Here is a 512-nt window from a genome sequence, read left to right on the forward strand (position 1 = left end):
CAGCGGACGCTCGTACTTCGGCGGCCGGTCGTGCGCCAGAGCACGCTTCACAGTGTTCTTCGAGATGCCCAGGTGCCGGGCGATCGCCCTGATCGGCATCTGCTCGGCCCGGTGCAGCCTGCGGATCTCTGCCCAGTCTTCCACGTGGATCACCTCTTCCCTCCTGACCTTGATCACCAAGGCCAGGATCAGATGAAGATCACCAAGTGGGTCAGATTTGATACGCCGTCAGTGAGCCCGTTCTTTGGGCCGTCGCCGAGACCTGGCAACCGGCTCCACCGGCTGCAGCTTGGTGAACCTTGGCACCGTGGCCCAGCATCGGGATCGGGCGGTGCCCGGTCGGGTCATGCTCGGGTGAGCACGATCTTCTTACCGCCGGCCTGTCCGGTAACCACCCGGGCGAACGCAGCCGGTCCCTCGCTCAGCGGCAGGGGTTCCGGTGCGAGTTTCAAGGTTCCCGCGGCGGCCTGCTCCGCCAGCTGGACAAGCTGCGCGGCGTTGGGCTCGACGTA

The 512-nt window shown here is 65.8% G+C and carries 1 protein-coding gene; it reads right to left on the reverse strand.

The annotated features are described in order from the left end of the window. Positions 1 to 153, reverse strand: a 153-nt coding sequence (locus E7Z54_RS02895) for a helix-turn-helix domain-containing protein (protein ID WP_168798136.1), incomplete at its 3' end; no start/stop codon positions are given. Positions 154 to 512: the final 359 nt, after the last annotated feature.

It is taken from the genome of Nocardioides sp., assembly GCF_004803405.1.
GTDB lineage: Bacteria > Actinomycetota > Actinomycetes > Propionibacteriales > Nocardioidaceae > Nocardioides > Nocardioides vastitatis.